Source organism: Streptococcus sp. WM07, from assembly GCF_004570525.1.
In the GTDB taxonomy this organism is placed as follows: Bacteria; Bacillota; Bacilli; order Lactobacillales; family Streptococcaceae; genus Streptococcus.
This window is the reverse complement of sequence record NZ_SPPZ01000003.1, coordinates 24,712-38,779: the sequence shown is the minus strand read 5'-3', so window position 1 is coordinate 38,779 and position 14,068 is coordinate 24,712. Positions and strand designations below refer to the sequence as shown.

12 protein-coding genes are annotated in these 14,068 nt (G+C 43.6%); 4 read left to right on the top strand and 8 right to left on the bottom strand.

Going from position 1 to position 14,068, the window contains the following annotated elements:
- Positions 1 to 80: 80 nt before the first annotated feature.
- Complete coding sequence (gene uvrB, locus E4T71_RS01165; protein WP_135035610.1) at positions 81 to 2,069, bottom strand: excinuclease ABC subunit UvrB; 1,989 nt, start codon at positions 2,067 to 2,069, stop codon at positions 81 to 83.
- 146 nt (positions 2,070 to 2,215) lie between these two features.
- Between uvrB and E4T71_RS01160 the strand changes: the two genes are divergently transcribed.
- Entirely contained in the window at positions 2,216 to 4,402 is a 2,187-nt protein-coding gene (locus tag E4T71_RS01160; RefSeq protein ID WP_135035607.1) for an ABC transporter substrate-binding protein/permease, read from the top strand.
- Entirely contained in the window at positions 4,399 to 5,142 is a 744-nt protein-coding gene (locus tag E4T71_RS01155; protein ID WP_135035604.1) for an amino acid ABC transporter ATP-binding protein, read from the top strand. The genes E4T71_RS01160 and E4T71_RS01155 overlap by 4 nt, the downstream gene beginning before the upstream one ends.
- A gap of 69 nt (positions 5,143 to 5,211) precedes the next feature.
- Here the strand turns inward: E4T71_RS01155 and E4T71_RS01150 are convergent, their stop codons facing one another.
- The 7 genes from E4T71_RS01150 to cdaA all read right to left on the bottom strand — a co-directional run bounded on the left by E4T71_RS01150 (position 5,212) and on the right by cdaA (position 11,810).
- Positions 5,212 to 6,996, bottom strand: a complete 1,785-nt coding sequence (locus E4T71_RS01150; protein ID WP_135035601.1) for an SH3 domain-containing protein — start codon at positions 6,994 to 6,996, stop codon at positions 5,212 to 5,214.
- A 167-nt stretch (positions 6,997 to 7,163) separates the two neighbouring features.
- Positions 7,164 to 7,313, bottom strand: a complete 150-nt coding sequence (locus tag E4T71_RS01145; RefSeq protein WP_135035598.1) for a hypothetical protein — start codon at positions 7,311 to 7,313, stop codon at positions 7,164 to 7,166.
- A gap of 8 nt (positions 7,314 to 7,321) precedes the next feature.
- Positions 7,322 to 8,635 (bottom strand): GTPase ObgE, encoded by a 1,314-nt coding sequence (gene obgE, locus E4T71_RS01140; protein WP_135035596.1) that lies wholly within the window; start codon positions 8,633 to 8,635, stop codon positions 7,322 to 7,324.
- Between the two features lie 66 nt (positions 8,636 to 8,701).
- On the bottom strand, positions 8,702 to 8,830 hold the full coding sequence (locus E4T71_RS01135; protein ID WP_135035593.1) for a DUF4044 domain-containing protein: 129 nt from the start codon (positions 8,828 to 8,830) through the stop codon (positions 8,702 to 8,704).
- A 76-nt stretch (positions 8,831 to 8,906) separates the two neighbouring features.
- On the bottom strand, positions 8,907 to 10,256 hold the full coding sequence (glmM, locus tag E4T71_RS01130; protein WP_135035590.1) for a phosphoglucosamine mutase: 1,350 nt from the start codon (positions 10,254 to 10,256) through the stop codon (positions 8,907 to 8,909).
- A 2-nt stretch (positions 10,257 to 10,258) separates the two neighbouring features.
- The gene (locus E4T71_RS01125) at positions 10,259 to 10,969 is read right to left on the bottom strand and encodes a YbbR-like domain-containing protein (RefSeq protein WP_135035587.1); all 711 of its coding nucleotides are present in this window, start codon (positions 10,967 to 10,969) and stop codon (positions 10,259 to 10,261) included.
- Positions 10,959 to 11,810: a diadenylate cyclase CdaA gene (cdaA, locus tag E4T71_RS01120; protein WP_135035584.1), complete on the bottom strand. Its 852-nt coding sequence runs from the start codon at positions 11,808 to 11,810 to the stop codon at positions 10,959 to 10,961. The genes E4T71_RS01125 and cdaA overlap by 11 nt, the downstream gene beginning before the upstream one ends.
- Before the next feature lie 123 nt (positions 11,811 to 11,933).
- Between cdaA and E4T71_RS01115 the strand changes: the two genes are divergently transcribed.
- On the top strand, positions 11,934 to 13,274 hold the full coding sequence (locus E4T71_RS01115; RefSeq protein ID WP_135035581.1) for a Mur ligase family protein: 1,341 nt from the start codon (positions 11,934 to 11,936) through the stop codon (positions 13,272 to 13,274).
- On the top strand, positions 13,274 to 14,062 hold the full coding sequence (gene gatD / locus E4T71_RS01110) for a lipid II isoglutaminyl synthase subunit GatD (RefSeq protein WP_135035578.1): 789 nt from the start codon (positions 13,274 to 13,276) through the stop codon (positions 14,060 to 14,062). The genes E4T71_RS01115 and gatD overlap by 1 nt, the downstream gene beginning before the upstream one ends.
- The last annotated feature ends 6 nt before the right edge of the window (positions 14,063 to 14,068 follow it).

The following is a 14,068-nucleotide window of genomic DNA, read 5'->3' as shown; positions in this document are numbered from 1 at the left end:
TTGAGCTTTGAACTGAGCCAACAGCCTTTCATGGCTTGTCGGATTTAGGCAAATATGAACCACTATTATACCATGAAAATCTAGTCCAAAGCCTTGATTTCCAGAATCATATCGCGGATTTGTGCTGCCAACTCGAAATCGAGGATACCAGCCGCTTCCTGCATCTGTTCTTCCAATTTTTTGAGAGCTTCCTTGCGTTCTTTTTTGTTCATGCTTTCGAAATCTGGTGTTTCTTCTTGCTCCGGTAAAACAGCCTTGGTCACACTAATGAGATCTCGAATCTCCTTCTTAATCGTTTGCGGAACAATCCCGTGTTTTTCATTGTATTCCATTTGGATCGTGCGACGACGAGCTGTTTCTTTCATAGCCTTTTTCATAGATTCCGTCTCATTATCGGCATACATGATTACGTGTCCCTCACTATTACGGGCAGCTCGACCGATGGTCTGAATCAGACCTCGCTCATTGCGGAGAAACCCTTCTTTATCAGCATCCAAAATAGCCACTAAACTCACCTCAGGAACATCAATTCCCTCACGCAATAGGTTGATTCCGATAAGAACATCAAAGACTCCCAAGCGTAGATCACGGATAATCTCCGTCCGTTCTAGGGTCTTAATATCCGAGTGCATATACTTGACCTTGACCCCCATCTCCTTCAAGTAATCGGTCAAGTCTTCCGCCATTTTTTTGGTCAGAGTAGTGATGAAAACCCGCTCGTTTTTCTCCACTCGCTCGTGGATTTCACCTAAAAGATCCTCCATTTGTCCATGGGTTGGGCGGACCTCAACTTCTGGATCCAGTAGTCCTGTTGGCCGGATAATCTGCTCGACAATCGTCTCTGTCTCATCCATTTCATAATCACCCGGAGTTGCCGAAACATAGACAATCTGATGAACATGTTGTTCAAACTCCTCACGCCGAAGCGGACGGTTATCTAATGCACTTGGCAAACGAAAACCATGATTGACCAACATTTCCTTCCGAGCACGGTCGCCATTATACATTCCTTTAATCTGCCCCATAGTCATATGGGACTCATCAATCATAATCAAGAAGTCTTCTGGAAAGAAATCTAACAGTGTATATGGTGGCTCACCTTCAGAACGTCCATCCATATGACGCGAATAGTTCTCAACCCCATTGGTATACCCCATTTCACGCAACATCTCGATATCATAATCCGTTCTTTGTTTCAAGCGCTGCGCTTCAAGAAGCTTACCTTCCTTCTCAAATAGGGCTAGCTGCTCTTCTAACTCTGCCTGAATCTTGGCAATCGCCATCTCCAAATCCTGGTCATTGGTCACAAAGTGAGTCGCAGGATAAATAGCTAAATGATCCACCTCTCCTAAAACCTGACCGGTCAAGGCTTCAATTTCACGAATCCGGTCAATCTCATCGCCAAAAAACTCAACCCGAAATGCATGCTCATCACGACTCGCTGGAAAAACCTCAACAATGTCTCCCCGAACCCTAAATCGTCCCCGTTGAAAATCAATGTCATTCCGCTCAAACTGAATGTCCACCAGGTCATTCAATAATTGATCTCTTGAAATCAACTGGCCTGGTCGTAAACTAACAACCTTATCTGCATACTCCTTCGGAGAACCCAAACCATAGATACAAGAAACAGATGCCACTACAATCACATCATTGCGTTCTAGTAAGGCTGAGGTAGCAGAATGACGTAATTTATCAATCTCATCATTCACCGAACTATCCTTCTCAATGTAGGTATCACTGGAAGGAACATAGGCTTCTGGCTGGTAGTAATCATAATAAGAGACGAAATATTCAACCGCATTTTCTGGGAAAAATTCTTTGAACTCGCCATACAATTGCCCTGCTAAGGTTTTATTATGGGCAATTACCAAGGTCGGCTTATTCACCTTGGCAATCACCTGACTCATTGTATACGTTTTTCCCGTACCAGTGGCTCCCATTAAAATTTGGGCCTTTTCCCCACCTTCAATATTTTCGACTAATTCCCCAATCGCCTGAGGTTGATCCCCCGACGGCTGGTACCTAGATACAAGTTTAAATTGATTATTTTCGATTCTTTCAATCATAGTACACCTCATTTCCTATTTTACCATCTTTCGGCAAGGAAATCCCGAGTCAGATATGTTAGAATTTCTTACATAGGATAGCACCAATTTGCATCCTCCTGCCCTTTTTGGTATAATTTGAAAATATTCGAAAAGGAGATGCCGAAATGAAGAAAAAACTTCTAAGTCTCTTGTTGCTTTTCATTCCATTATTAGCAACGAGCGGCGTGCAGGCAGCTGATACAATTAAAATTGTATCGGATACAGCTTATGCACCATTTGAATTCAAAGATTCAGATCAAATTTATAAAGGAATCGACGTCGACATCATCAAGGCAGTCGCAGAGAAAAAAGGATGGAATTATGAACAAAGCTATCCTGGATTCGATGCGGCTGTTAATGCGGTTCAAGCCGGTCAAGCTGACGCCATCATGGCAGGAATGACCGCTACAAAGGAACGCAAAAAAGTTTTCACCATGTCTGACACCTACTACGATACCAAAGTGGTCATCGCAACGCTTAAAGGAAATGGGATTTCAGACTATAGCCAACTCAAGGGTAAAACCGTCGGAGTAAAAAACGGCACTGCTGCCCAACGATTCCTTGAAGACAACAAGGACAAATACGGTTATGAGATTAAAACTTTTGATACCGGAGATTTAATGAATAACAGCCTCCAAGCTGGTGCTGTCGATGCTATTATGGATGATAAACCCGTCCTTCAATATGCCATCGATCAAGGCCAAAACCTTGAAATCAAGATGGACGGTGAGCCAGTTGGAAGTTTCGCTTTCGGTGTGAAGAAAGGAAGCGATCAAGAATACTTGGTAGAAGAGTTTAACGAAGCCCTCGCTGAGATGAAGGAAGATGGTAGCCTTGAGCAAATCATCAATACTTGGACTGGCGCATCTAACAACTCAGTAGCTGCCAATATCCCTGAAACTTCTACCCCAGCCGGTCAAACAGCAACACCTGTCAAGAGCGAATACAAGATTGTCAGTGACTCTTCTTTCGCACCTTTCGTCTTCCAAAATGATTCCAATGAATACACTGGAATCGACATGGAGTTGATTCAAGCCATTGCTAAAGACCAAGGATTTAGCGTTTCTGTCACCAACCCTGGATTTGACGCAGCAGTTAACGCGGTTCAAGCAGGACAAGCAGACGGAATCGAAGCTGGAATGTCCATTACAGATGAACGAAAGAAGACTTTTGACTTCTCTGACCCTTACTACATTGCCAATGCCATTATCGGGGTTAAGAAAAACAGCGACATCGCTTCCTATGAAGACCTCAAAGGTAAAACGGTTGGGGTGAAAAACGGTACCGCTTCTCACGACTTCTTGACCGAAAACAAAGATAAATACGGCTACGACATTAAGGTCTTCTCAGAAGCCGCTTCTATGTACGACAGTTTGAATGCTGGTTCCGTAGATGCCATTATGGATGATGAACCAATTATCAAATACGCCATCAATCAAGGTCAAGATTTAGCTACTCCAATCACTGGAATTCCAGTTGGCCAATACGGATTCGCCGTTAAAAAGGGCACCAACCCTGAATTGATCGAAATGTTCAACAATGGCTTAGCCAATCTAAAAGCGAATGGGGACTATGAAAAACTCCTCGATAAATACTTAGGGGAATCAACTGCAAACAGCAACCAATCTTCAACAGTTGATGAAACAACGATTTGGGGACTACTCCAAAACAACTACAAGCAATTGCTAAATGGTCTTTGGATTACCATTTCCCTAACCTTGATTTCCTTTGCTATTGCTATGGTGATCGGAATTATCTTCGGAATGTTTAGCGTGAGTCCAGTTCCTGCATTACGAACTGCGGCCTCCATTTTCGTAGATGTGATTCGTGGAATCCCGTTGATGATTCTTGCAGCATTTATATTCTGGGGTATTCCTAACTTGATTGAAAGCATGACGGGTCACCAGTCACCAATCAATGATTTTGTAGCAGGTGTGATTGCCTTGTCTCTAAATTCTGGTGCTTATATCGCCGAGATTGTACGGGGTGGTATCCAAGCCGTTCCCGCCGGGCAGATGGAAGCCAGCCGCAGTTTGGGTATCTCTTATAGCAAGACTATGCGGAAGATTATACTCCCTCAAGCTGCTAAGATCATGCTTCCAAACTTCATCAACCAGTTTGTAATTGCCTTAAAAGATACAACCATCGTATCCGCAATCGGTTTGGTCGAACTCTTCCAAACAGGTAAAATTATCATTGCACGGAACTACCAAAGCTTCCGAATGTATGCAATTCTAGCCGTGATTTACCTCATCTTGATTACTTCTCTCACTCGCCTAGCGAAACATCTAGAAAAGAGGACCAGTAAATGAGTAAACAATTGAAAATTGATGTAAATGACCTTCACAAGTACTATGGGAAAAATGAAGTTTTAAAAGGCATCACCACTCAATTCTATGAAGGAGATGTAGTCTGCATCATCGGTCCTTCTGGTTCCGGTAAGTCTACCTTCCTCCGCAGCTTAAACCTGCTGGAGGAAGCAACAAGTGGACATATCACCGTCAATGGTGAAGATCTTACCCTCCCAACTACAGATGTGGATAAAGTCCGAGAAGACATCGGAATGGTATTCCAACACTTCAATCTCTTCCCCCACATGACGGTTCTTGAGAACATCACCTTTGCACCAGTTGAGCACAATCGTATGTCTCTTGAAGAAGCGAAAAGCTTGGGAATGGAACTTTTGGAAAAAGTTGGTCTAGCTGAAAAAGCTGATGCTATGCCAGATAGCCTTTCCGGAGGTCAGAAACAGCGGGTAGCCATTGCACGTGGTTTGGCTATGAAACCTGAAATCATGCTCTTTGACGAACCAACTTCTGCCCTCGACCCTGAGATGGTTGGAGATGTATTGAATGTTATGAAAGACTTGGCAGAACAGGGAATGACCATGATTATTGTTACCCACGAAATGGGATTTGCCCGCCAAGTAGCCAATCGAGTGATTTTCACCGCAGACGGTGAATTCCTCGAAGATGGACGACCAGACGAAATCTTTGATAACCCACAACACCCACGTTTGAAAGACTTCCTTGATAAAGTCTTGAACGTTTAAAAGAATCAAACTTAATAGCCAACCCCCATGGAATTCTTGATTCCATGGGGGTTTCATTTACCAAATTTTTCACAAAGGAAGGAGAATATAGCGACGAACGCCTGAACCTGAGATGTAGCTAAGCCAATTTCTGCCTTCAGCTTGAACAATCTTGTCATAGTTTACAGACATCCCTTTTTCATAGAGGGCTACAGCTGCTGCAGATATTTGAGCTTTATTTTTTACAAAGGCCTCTGCTCCAAAGGTATAAGTACCGGCTGATGGAAGACCTTGATGAAGGGATGGTTTTACCTCTGTCTTTGACGCTGCCGCTAGCTTTTCAATTGCAATGTAATGGCGAGTTCCACCATAGCTGAGATAGCTAAGCCAACGGTGACCATCCGCTTCCAAGACCTTGTCGTAGTTTACAGATCCGCCCTTATCGTAGTAAGCGACATCGGGGCTGGTTACTCGCGCTTCTTTTTTAATACCGAAGCGACCTTCGAAACGGAAAGTTCCAGAAGAGGGGATACCCGCTGAAGATGTACTTGGAACTTCTGGTTTGGTTTCTGGTCTTGCTTCACCCTTTGGCGCTGTAGCTAGTTTTTCAACAGCGATGTAATGGCGAGTTCCACTATAGCTGAGATAGCTAAGCCAACGATGACCATCCGCTTCCAAGACCTTGTCATAGTTTACAGATCCGCCCTTGTCGTAGTAGGCGACATCAGGACTTGCAAGGCGAGCCTCTTTCTTGATCCCATAACGGCCATCAAATTTATAAGTACCCGCTGATGCTAGACTTTGAACTTGCGGTTTTACCTCCGGCTTAGCTGCTGGTTTGGATTCAACCTTTGGTGCTGCCGCTAGTTTTTCAACAGCGATGTAATGGCGAATTCCACTATAGCTGAGATAGCTAAGCCAACGGTGACCATCCGCTTCCAAGACCTTGTCGTAGTTTACAGATCCGCCCTTGTCATAGTAAGCGACATCAGGACTTACAAGGCGAGCCTCTTTCTTGATCCCATAACGGCCGTCAAATTTATAAGTACCCGCTGATGCTAGGCTTTGAACTTGCGGTTTTACCTCCGGCTTAGCTACTGGTTTGGATTCAACCTTTGGTGCTGCCGCTAGTTTTTCAACAGCGATGTAATGGCGAGTTCCACCATAGCTGAGATAGCTAAGCCAACGGTGACCATCCGCTTCCAAGACCTTGTCGTAGTTTACAGAACCGCCCTTATCGTAGTAAGCGACATCAGGACTTGCAAGGCGAGCCTCTTTCTTGATGCCATAACGGCCATCAAATTTATAAGTACCAGAAGCCGCTAAAGGTGCAGATGCCTCAATTTCTTGTTTTTCTTCTACCTGGGGAGCAAGAGGAGAAGCATTTAAAACCCCAATCGGAGCATAGCGACGTTGTCCGCTATAGGATTTATAGGACAACCATTGATAACCTTCTTGATGATGTAATTGATCGTAGTGAACTTGGTCTCCTGCTTGGAAGTAAAAGGCTACATCGACTTTTACAGATAATTCATCTTTTACACCAACAGTTTCTGCAAAAGTATAGAGACCACTTGTAGCTAGCTCTTGAGCAGGTTGTTCTGGAAATTCCTGTAACTGATCCGCAGAAAGTTGTACCACACGAGGTTGAGACTGAGCTGGTGCAGCATAAACTCCATCTAGAGAAGCTTGACCTTGATTCTCAACCACATCTTGTTGAGATATAGTAAGAGGTACTTCCATGGATACTTGATCTGCCCCAACCGTAGAAGCTGCTCCTAGCAGCACAGTTCCAATCGCAATCGATGCCACACCAACACTATATTTACGAATAGAATAACGTTGAACTGGGTTCCACAAATCTTTAGCTTTCATGATTTACCTCCTACCCTTAGTCATAGAATTATCTTTTGTAACAAACGTTACACTTTTGTTACCTTGTGTATTAATCGTAACAAAACTTTACAAAATTGTCATCTGATTATCGGCTATTTACTCCATTTTTTTTTGCAAAAAAGAGACCCTTTCGGGTCTCAACTTGCCTATTCATCCTGCTCTTGTCGCTCCAATCGGAATTTCCGATTGGGATTCAATGTATTAAAAAGGGCTTCCAACTTCTCTTCGGTCCAGACATCGGCTGCTGAAACAAAGTTTCCATCAGCATCCTTAAATGATATCGGCTTATCTCCCATAAGACCCCCTAGTCCACAAACTCGAACTCAAAATTCCCAATGCGAACCAAGTCCCCATCGCGAGCTCCGCGTTCGCGAAGAGCCTCATCAACACCCATACCTCTCAATTGGCGAGCAAATTTCATCACAGCTTCGTCTCGATCAAAGTTGGTCATCGTAAAGAGTTTTTCTAGCTTAGCTCCCGATAGAACCCAAGTAGCATCATCATCACGTGAAATTTCAAAGGCCGCCTCTTCTTGGTCAAATCCATAATAGGCTTCTTCTTGATACATTTCATGACTATCATATAGAAGAAACTCTGGAGTCTTCGCCAAGAGATCTGCACTGGCATCTAGTAATGGGCCCAAACCTTTTTGACTAATTCCTGAAATAGGGAAAATCATCGGCAACTCATCAAATTCATCATAGTTAGCTGCCAATTTTTCCTTGAAGATGTTTAGATTCTCCTCACTGTCCGGCATATCCATTTTATTAGCAACAATCATTTGAGGACGTTCCATCAGGCGAAGATTATAAGACTCCAACTCCTTATTAATAGCCAAATAATCTTCATAAGGATCTCGTCCTTCGCTCGCACTCATGTCAATGACATGCCAAATCACACGTGTCCGCTCAATATGACGAAGGAACTGAGTTCCAAGACCAACTCCTTGACTAGCCCCTTCAATTAATCCAGGAAGATCCGCGACTGCATAAGAATCCCCGCTTGGTGTCTGAACCATTCCTAGATTTGGAACAATCGTCGTAAAGTGATAAGCACCAATCTTAGGCTTAGCAGCTGTAATAACAGAGAGCAAGGTAGACTTGCCAACAGATGGGAAACCGACCAAGCCAACATCTGCCAAAATTTTCAACTCCAATAAAAGCTCTCGTTCTTGACCAGGCTCCCCATTTTCAGAAATCTCAGGAGCGGGATTCCGTGGAGTCGCAAAGCGAATATTCCCCCGGCCACCACGACCACCTTTGGCTACAATAAATTCTTGGTCTTGTTCAATCAAGTCTACCAAGACCTTCCCAGATTCCAAGTCCCGCACAGTTGTCCCAGGAGGTACCGCCACATACAGATCCTCAGCTCCACGACCGTGCATTCCCTTGTTCATCCCTTTCTCACCCGCTTGGGCTTTAAAATGACGATTGTAACGGAAATCCATCAAGGTACGCAGACCTTCATCCACCTTAAAGATGACATCGCCACCGCGACCACCATCACCGCCCCAAGGCCCTCCGTTAGGGACATATTTCTCACGACGAAAGGCTACCATTCCGTCGCCACCTTTTCCTGCTTTCACCTTGATTTTAGCAGTGTCTAAAAACATACTCATCTTCCAATTCCTCCTACATGGTAAAAAGGACCAAGGATGCCCCTAGGCTTCCTTGGTCCTTGACTCCTAGATTAATGCAGAAATAGCGGTCATGAAAATAGCTCCAACTGTTACAAGAACCATAATAATCACAACCAACATGGTTAATTTCTCAAACGGGGATTTCTTACGCTTCCCTGTGTCACCAAATGCCATGATAACTCCTTCTTCTACTTAAATACTTAATTTCATTCTATCATGCTTCCAGTTCCAAAACAAGAAGAAACTAAGCTTAAAGTCCAATTTCTGCCTGAACAACTGCTGCGATGGTGTCCACGTAATAATCAACTTCCTCGTCAGTAGGAGCCTCTGCCATCACCCGAAGTAGAGGTTCCGTTCCACTTGGACGGACCAAGATACGACCATTTCCAGCCATCTCTTCCTCCATCTTCGCAATCACAGCCGCAATAGCAGGTACTTCCATTGCTTGATCCTTCATCTTGTTATCGACTCGAATGTTCACCAATTTTTGAGGATAAATCGTTACCTGCTCTGCTAGCTCAAACAAGGTCTTACCAGACTCCTTCAGGATTTTCGTCAACTGAACTCCCGTCAATTGACCATCACCTGTCGTGTTGTAATCCATCAAGATGACATGTCCAGATTGCTCTCCACCAAGATTAAAACCAGAGCGGCGCATTTCTTCAACAACATAACGGTCGCCAACAGCGGTCACAGCCTTATCAATGCCATGTGCCTCAAGCGCCTTATGGAATCCAAGATTAGACATAACCGTAGTCACAATACTATTCTTAGCCAACTTGCCTTCTTGAGCTAGGGCTTGTCCAAGGATAAACATGATTTTATCCCCGTCAACAATTTGACCTTTCTCATCAACCGCAATCAAACGATCAGAATCTCCATCAAAGGCCAAGCCGAGATCGGCACCTTTTTCTAAAACCAATTCTTGTAGTTTTTCAGGATGGGTAGAACCAATTTGATCATTGATATTAAGACCATCTGGTTTCTCACCGATAACACTTAGTTTTGCCCCAAGATCCGCAAAGACTTGGCGAGCACTAGTTGAAGCAGCCCCGTTTGCTGTATCTAAAGCTACATGTAAGCCATCCAACTGATTACCTGTTGACACCAAGAACTCTTGGTATTTCCGAAGACCTTCTGGATAATCCATCACATGTCCCAAACCTTGGGCACTTGGGCGGGGAAGTTTATCTTCTGGTGCATCTAGGAGAGCCTCAATCTCCAATTCCCGTTCATCATCCAACTTAAAACCATTGCCACCAAAGAATTTAATGCCATTGTCTTGGGCAGGATTATGGCTAGCAGAAATCACAACTCCGGCACTTGCCTTCTCTGTGCGAACCAAATAGGCAATTCCAGGTGTTGCAATAACTCCTAACTTATAAACTTGGATTCCAACAGATAAAAGACCTGCAATTAGAGCATTTTCCAACATTTCACCAGAGATCCGTGTATCACGCCCAACAAAGACACGTGGGATTCCTTCCTCGTGTTGGCTCAATACATAGCCACCAAAACGTCCTAAGCGAAAAGCTAATTCTGGTGTTAATTCAACATTAGCTTCTCCACGAACACCATCCGTTCCAAAATATTTTCCCATGATTATTTTTTCTCCTCTGTTTTTACTAGTATGCGAATCGAAATGGTTTCAGGCTCAATAACACTAGGAACAATTTCCCCACTTGCATCAATCGCCTGAAGATTCACTTCTCCATTATAGTTCTTCGTTTGATCCCAATCATCCGGTAAAACCATTTTCACAGCAACAATCTGATCCAATAGCTCCTCATTTGTTGTCACCATTACTTCCTTGGCTTCATCAGGAAGCGTTAAGGAGGTTCCTTTAGGTAACTGACTTAGAAAGCTTGCCAAATCAACCTTAAACTGCTGGGATTTTTTTAAGCCAATTGTACCGCTAATAGTATCTGGATAGACCTTAGCTGTTACCCCTCCTGTTAGATGTTCGACTGTCACTGGTACTTCAACCAAACCTAGAGACTCTTTGGTCAAATCAACCACCACACGAAAGGTGCGGGAGGATTCCTGAGTTTCCGTTGACAGTAAAACCCGATTGGAAGAAGAAAGATCTACTGACACTTCAGAAGCAAAACCAGATACAAAGTAGCGATCCGAATCATATCGCAAAACTAGGGGAACTCCCTTAATCGTATTGGTATAAGTTTCCGTTGCAATATCCCCGCTAGTCTTGGCCTGAGTTTGATATTGACTAGTGGAGGCATACAAAAACAAAATAAGAGATAAGAAGGTCGCTAATAACGCATATAGCCAGGATCGATTAGTCTTACTTTTCATCCTTTTTCCTCCTTAGTAATAAGGACAAACCATCTGAACGATCTTCCTGCACAGCAAAAAATTCCTCTAACACCAGACGTAATTCGGTTGGGGCCACATCATGTGTCAGAACTCCATTTCGGGTATAGGAAATTTCCCCTGTTTCTTCAGATACAATCAAGGTCAGGGCATCACTCACCTCAGACACACCAACAGCTGCCCGATGCCTGGTCCCGAAATTCTTAGGAATTTTACCAGATTCAGATAGCGGAAGGTAGGCCGAAGCCGCTGCTATTTTATTCTCAGAAAGAATGACAGCACCATCATGTAAGGGAGTATTTGGAATAAAAATATTGATTAAGAGTTCTCCACTAATCTGTGATGCCAATGGAATTCCAGTAGCAATATATTCCCGTAAAGTCTGAGCTCCTTCAAGAACAATCAAGGCCCCAATTTTCCGAGGACACATATAGGTGACTGCCTTCATCAATGCATCAATGGTATGCTCCTCAGATGTCTGAGTTCGAACATTAAAAAAGTCTAAGGTCCGTCCCAAACGCTCCAGTCCCGACCGAATTTCTGGAACAAAAATAACCACGGCTGCAATGACACCATAGGTGACAACCTGATTCATCAGCCAAGCAACCGTTGTCAAGCCGACCAGGTTGGCTAAAATCTGAAGGCCCACAAACAAAAGAACCCCTCGAACCAGGGTCATAATCTTGGTTCCTGCTAAGGCTTTAATCGCAAAATACAGGGCAATCGCAACCACTGCGATATCTACAATTTGAATAAAAATAGCCCACGGACTGGAGAAAAAGCTTTGCCAATACTGGGGATCTACTAAATATCTAAAATTCATACCAAAACAGCCTCCACTCCTTTTCCGTACATTTTCATCAACTGAACAATTATACCACGATTTAACCTTCGAACCAAGACTGCGAACATCTTCTTCTGCTGCTTTTTATGATAAAATAATTTCATGAAATTAAATACATTACTTGGATTAGCAACTGGTAAAACCAGTGCAACTGCTTTAAAAATGCTCGGGCGTGGTTCTACCCTCCCAGGTAAGCTCGCCCTCAAGTTTGACCCACATATTTTGGACCAATTAGCCAAGGACTATGAGATTGTTCTAGTCACCGGAACTAATGGCAAAACACTTACAACCTCTCTAATTGTAGGGATTCTTTCTGAAGCCTTTGGTCCCGTTTTGACCAATACCAGTGGGGCTAATATGATTACAGGAATTACCACAACATTTCTCAAAAGCCCTAAGAAAAACGGTAAAAAAATCGCCGTTTTAGAAGTCGATGAGGCCAGTGTACCCAAAATTTGTGATTATATCCAACCCACACTCTTTGTTCTCAGTAACATTTTCCGAGATCAAATGGATCGCTTTGGCGAAATTTACACGACCTACCAATTTATTTTAGACGGCATCAAAAAAGCTCCCGACGCTACCGTTTTGGTCAATGGAGATAGCCCCATTTTCCAATCAGTAGAGCTGCCAAATCAAATTCTCTCCTTTGGTTTTGACCATAAAGAAGAAGAGGCGCATTTAGCTCACTACAATACAGAAGGGATCCTCTGTCCGAAATGCCAACACATCTTACGTTATAAAATGATTACTTACGCAAATCTTGGCAACTACTTCTGTCCGACTTGTTCCTTTGAACGTAAACCCTTGGATTATCGTTTGACCGAACTGGTAGAGCTTACAGAAAAATCTTCACGTTTCAAAATCGATGACCAGGAGTATAGCATTAACATCGGCGGTCTTTACAATATTTACAACGCCTTAGCTGCCGTGGCTGTCGCAGAATTTTATCAAATTCCTGCCGACACGATTCGCGCAGGTTTTGACAAGAGTAAGGCTGTCTTTGGTCGGCAAGAAACCTTTAAAATTGGCGACAAAGAGTGCACACTTGTTTTAATCAAAAATCCCGTTGGAGCAACTCAGGCTTTGGAAATGATTCAATTAGCCCCTGGTCCCTTTACGATGTCTTTCCTACTCAATGCCAACTACGCCGATGGGATTGATACAAGCTGGATTTGGGACGCAGAATTCGAACGAATTCAAGAAATGGACGTTCCCCATGTCTTTACCGGTGGTGTTCGCCATGCCGAAATTAGTCGCCGGATTCGGGTTGCAGGCTATCCCGAACAGCAAATGACGGAGCTTGATCAACTTAAAGATTTGGTCCAAGCCATCAAAAACCAAGAAGCTCCACGTGCCTACATCCTCGCAACCTATACTGCTATGCTGGAAATGCGAGAACTCCTTGCTAGCCAGCATCTCGTTTCGAAGGAGATGAACTAATGACCTATGTTTCTTTGCAAAGCGCAAATACCCAAAACTATCCCTATCAGCTTCGAATCGCTCACCTCTACGGGGACTTGATGAATACCTATGGGGATAACGGCAATATCCTCATGCTGAAATATGTCGCCGAAAAACTAGGAGCTGCTGCAACAATCGAAATTGTTTCCTTGGATGATCCCTTCCCAGCTAAGGACTATGACATTGTTTTCTTTGGCGGTGGTCAAGACTATGAACAAGCAATTGTCTCTAAAGATTTGCCCCTCAAAAAAGAAGGAATTGATCAGTTTATCCATGAAAAAGAAGGAGTCCTATTAGCCATCTGCGGTGGTTTCCAACTCCTAGGCCAATACTACATTGAAGCCAGTGGACGGCGGATTGAAGGAATTGGGGTTATGGGACACTACACCTTAAACCAAGAGAATAATCGCTTTATCGGAGACATCAAAATCCACAATGAAGAATTCAACGAAACTTATTATGGATTTGAAAATCATCAAGGACGGACCTTCCTAGCAGATGACGAAAAACCTCTCGGCAAAGTCATTTACGGCAATGGTAACAATGAAAGTAAAGAAGGAGAAGGGGTTCACTACCACAATGTCTACGGCTCCTATTTCCACGGCCCTATTCTCTCTCGAAATGCTAACCTCGCTTATCGTATGGTTACTACTGCTCTCAAGCAAAAATACCCAGATATCCAACTTCCCGACTTCGACGCTATTCTCAGCCTTGAAGCTTCCCAAGAATTCAGCGATACCAAATCTAAGGCTGAATTTAGCAATTAGGAGATT

What these genes read in the sequence shown, in the direction of transcription:
- E4T71_RS01160 (WP_135035607.1), top strand. Translation starts at nt 2,216, where the DNA reads ATGAAGAAAAAACTTCTAAGTCTCTTGTTGCTTTTCATTCCATTATTA.
- glmM (WP_135035590.1), bottom strand. Translation starts at nt 10,256, where the DNA reads ATGGGAAAATATTTTGGAACGGATGGTGTTCGTGGAGAAGCTAATGTT.
- E4T71_RS01115 (WP_135035581.1), top strand. Translation starts at nt 11,934, where the DNA reads ATGAAATTAAATACATTACTTGGATTAGCAACTGGTAAAACCAGTGCA.
- E4T71_RS01145 (WP_135035598.1), bottom strand. Translation starts at nt 7,313, where the DNA reads ATGGGAGATAAGCCGATATCATTTAAGGATGCTGATGGAAACTTTGTT.
- E4T71_RS01150 (WP_135035601.1), bottom strand. Translation starts at nt 6,996, where the DNA reads ATGAAAGCTAAAGATTTGTGGAACCCAGTTCAACGTTATTCTATTCGT.
- E4T71_RS01155 (WP_135035604.1), top strand. Translation starts at nt 4,399, where the DNA reads ATGAGTAAACAATTGAAAATTGATGTAAATGACCTTCACAAGTACTAT.
- E4T71_RS01125 (WP_135035587.1), bottom strand. Translation starts at nt 10,969, where the DNA reads ATGAAAAGTAAGACTAATCGATCCTGGCTATATGCGTTATTAGCGACC.
- gatD (WP_135035578.1), top strand. Translation starts at nt 13,274, where the DNA reads ATGACCTATGTTTCTTTGCAAAGCGCAAATACCCAAAACTATCCCTAT.
- obgE (WP_135035596.1), bottom strand. Translation starts at nt 8,635, where the DNA reads ATGAGTATGTTTTTAGACACTGCTAAAATCAAGGTGAAAGCAGGAAAA.
- uvrB (WP_135035610.1), bottom strand. Translation starts at nt 2,069, where the DNA reads ATGATTGAAAGAATCGAAAATAATCAATTTAAACTTGTATCTAGGTAC.
- E4T71_RS01135 (WP_135035593.1), bottom strand. Translation starts at nt 8,830, where the DNA reads ATGGCATTTGGTGACACAGGGAAGCGTAAGAAATCCCCGTTTGAGAAA.
- cdaA (WP_135035584.1), bottom strand. Translation starts at nt 11,810, where the DNA reads ATGAATTTTAGATATTTAGTAGATCCCCAGTATTGGCAAAGCTTTTTC.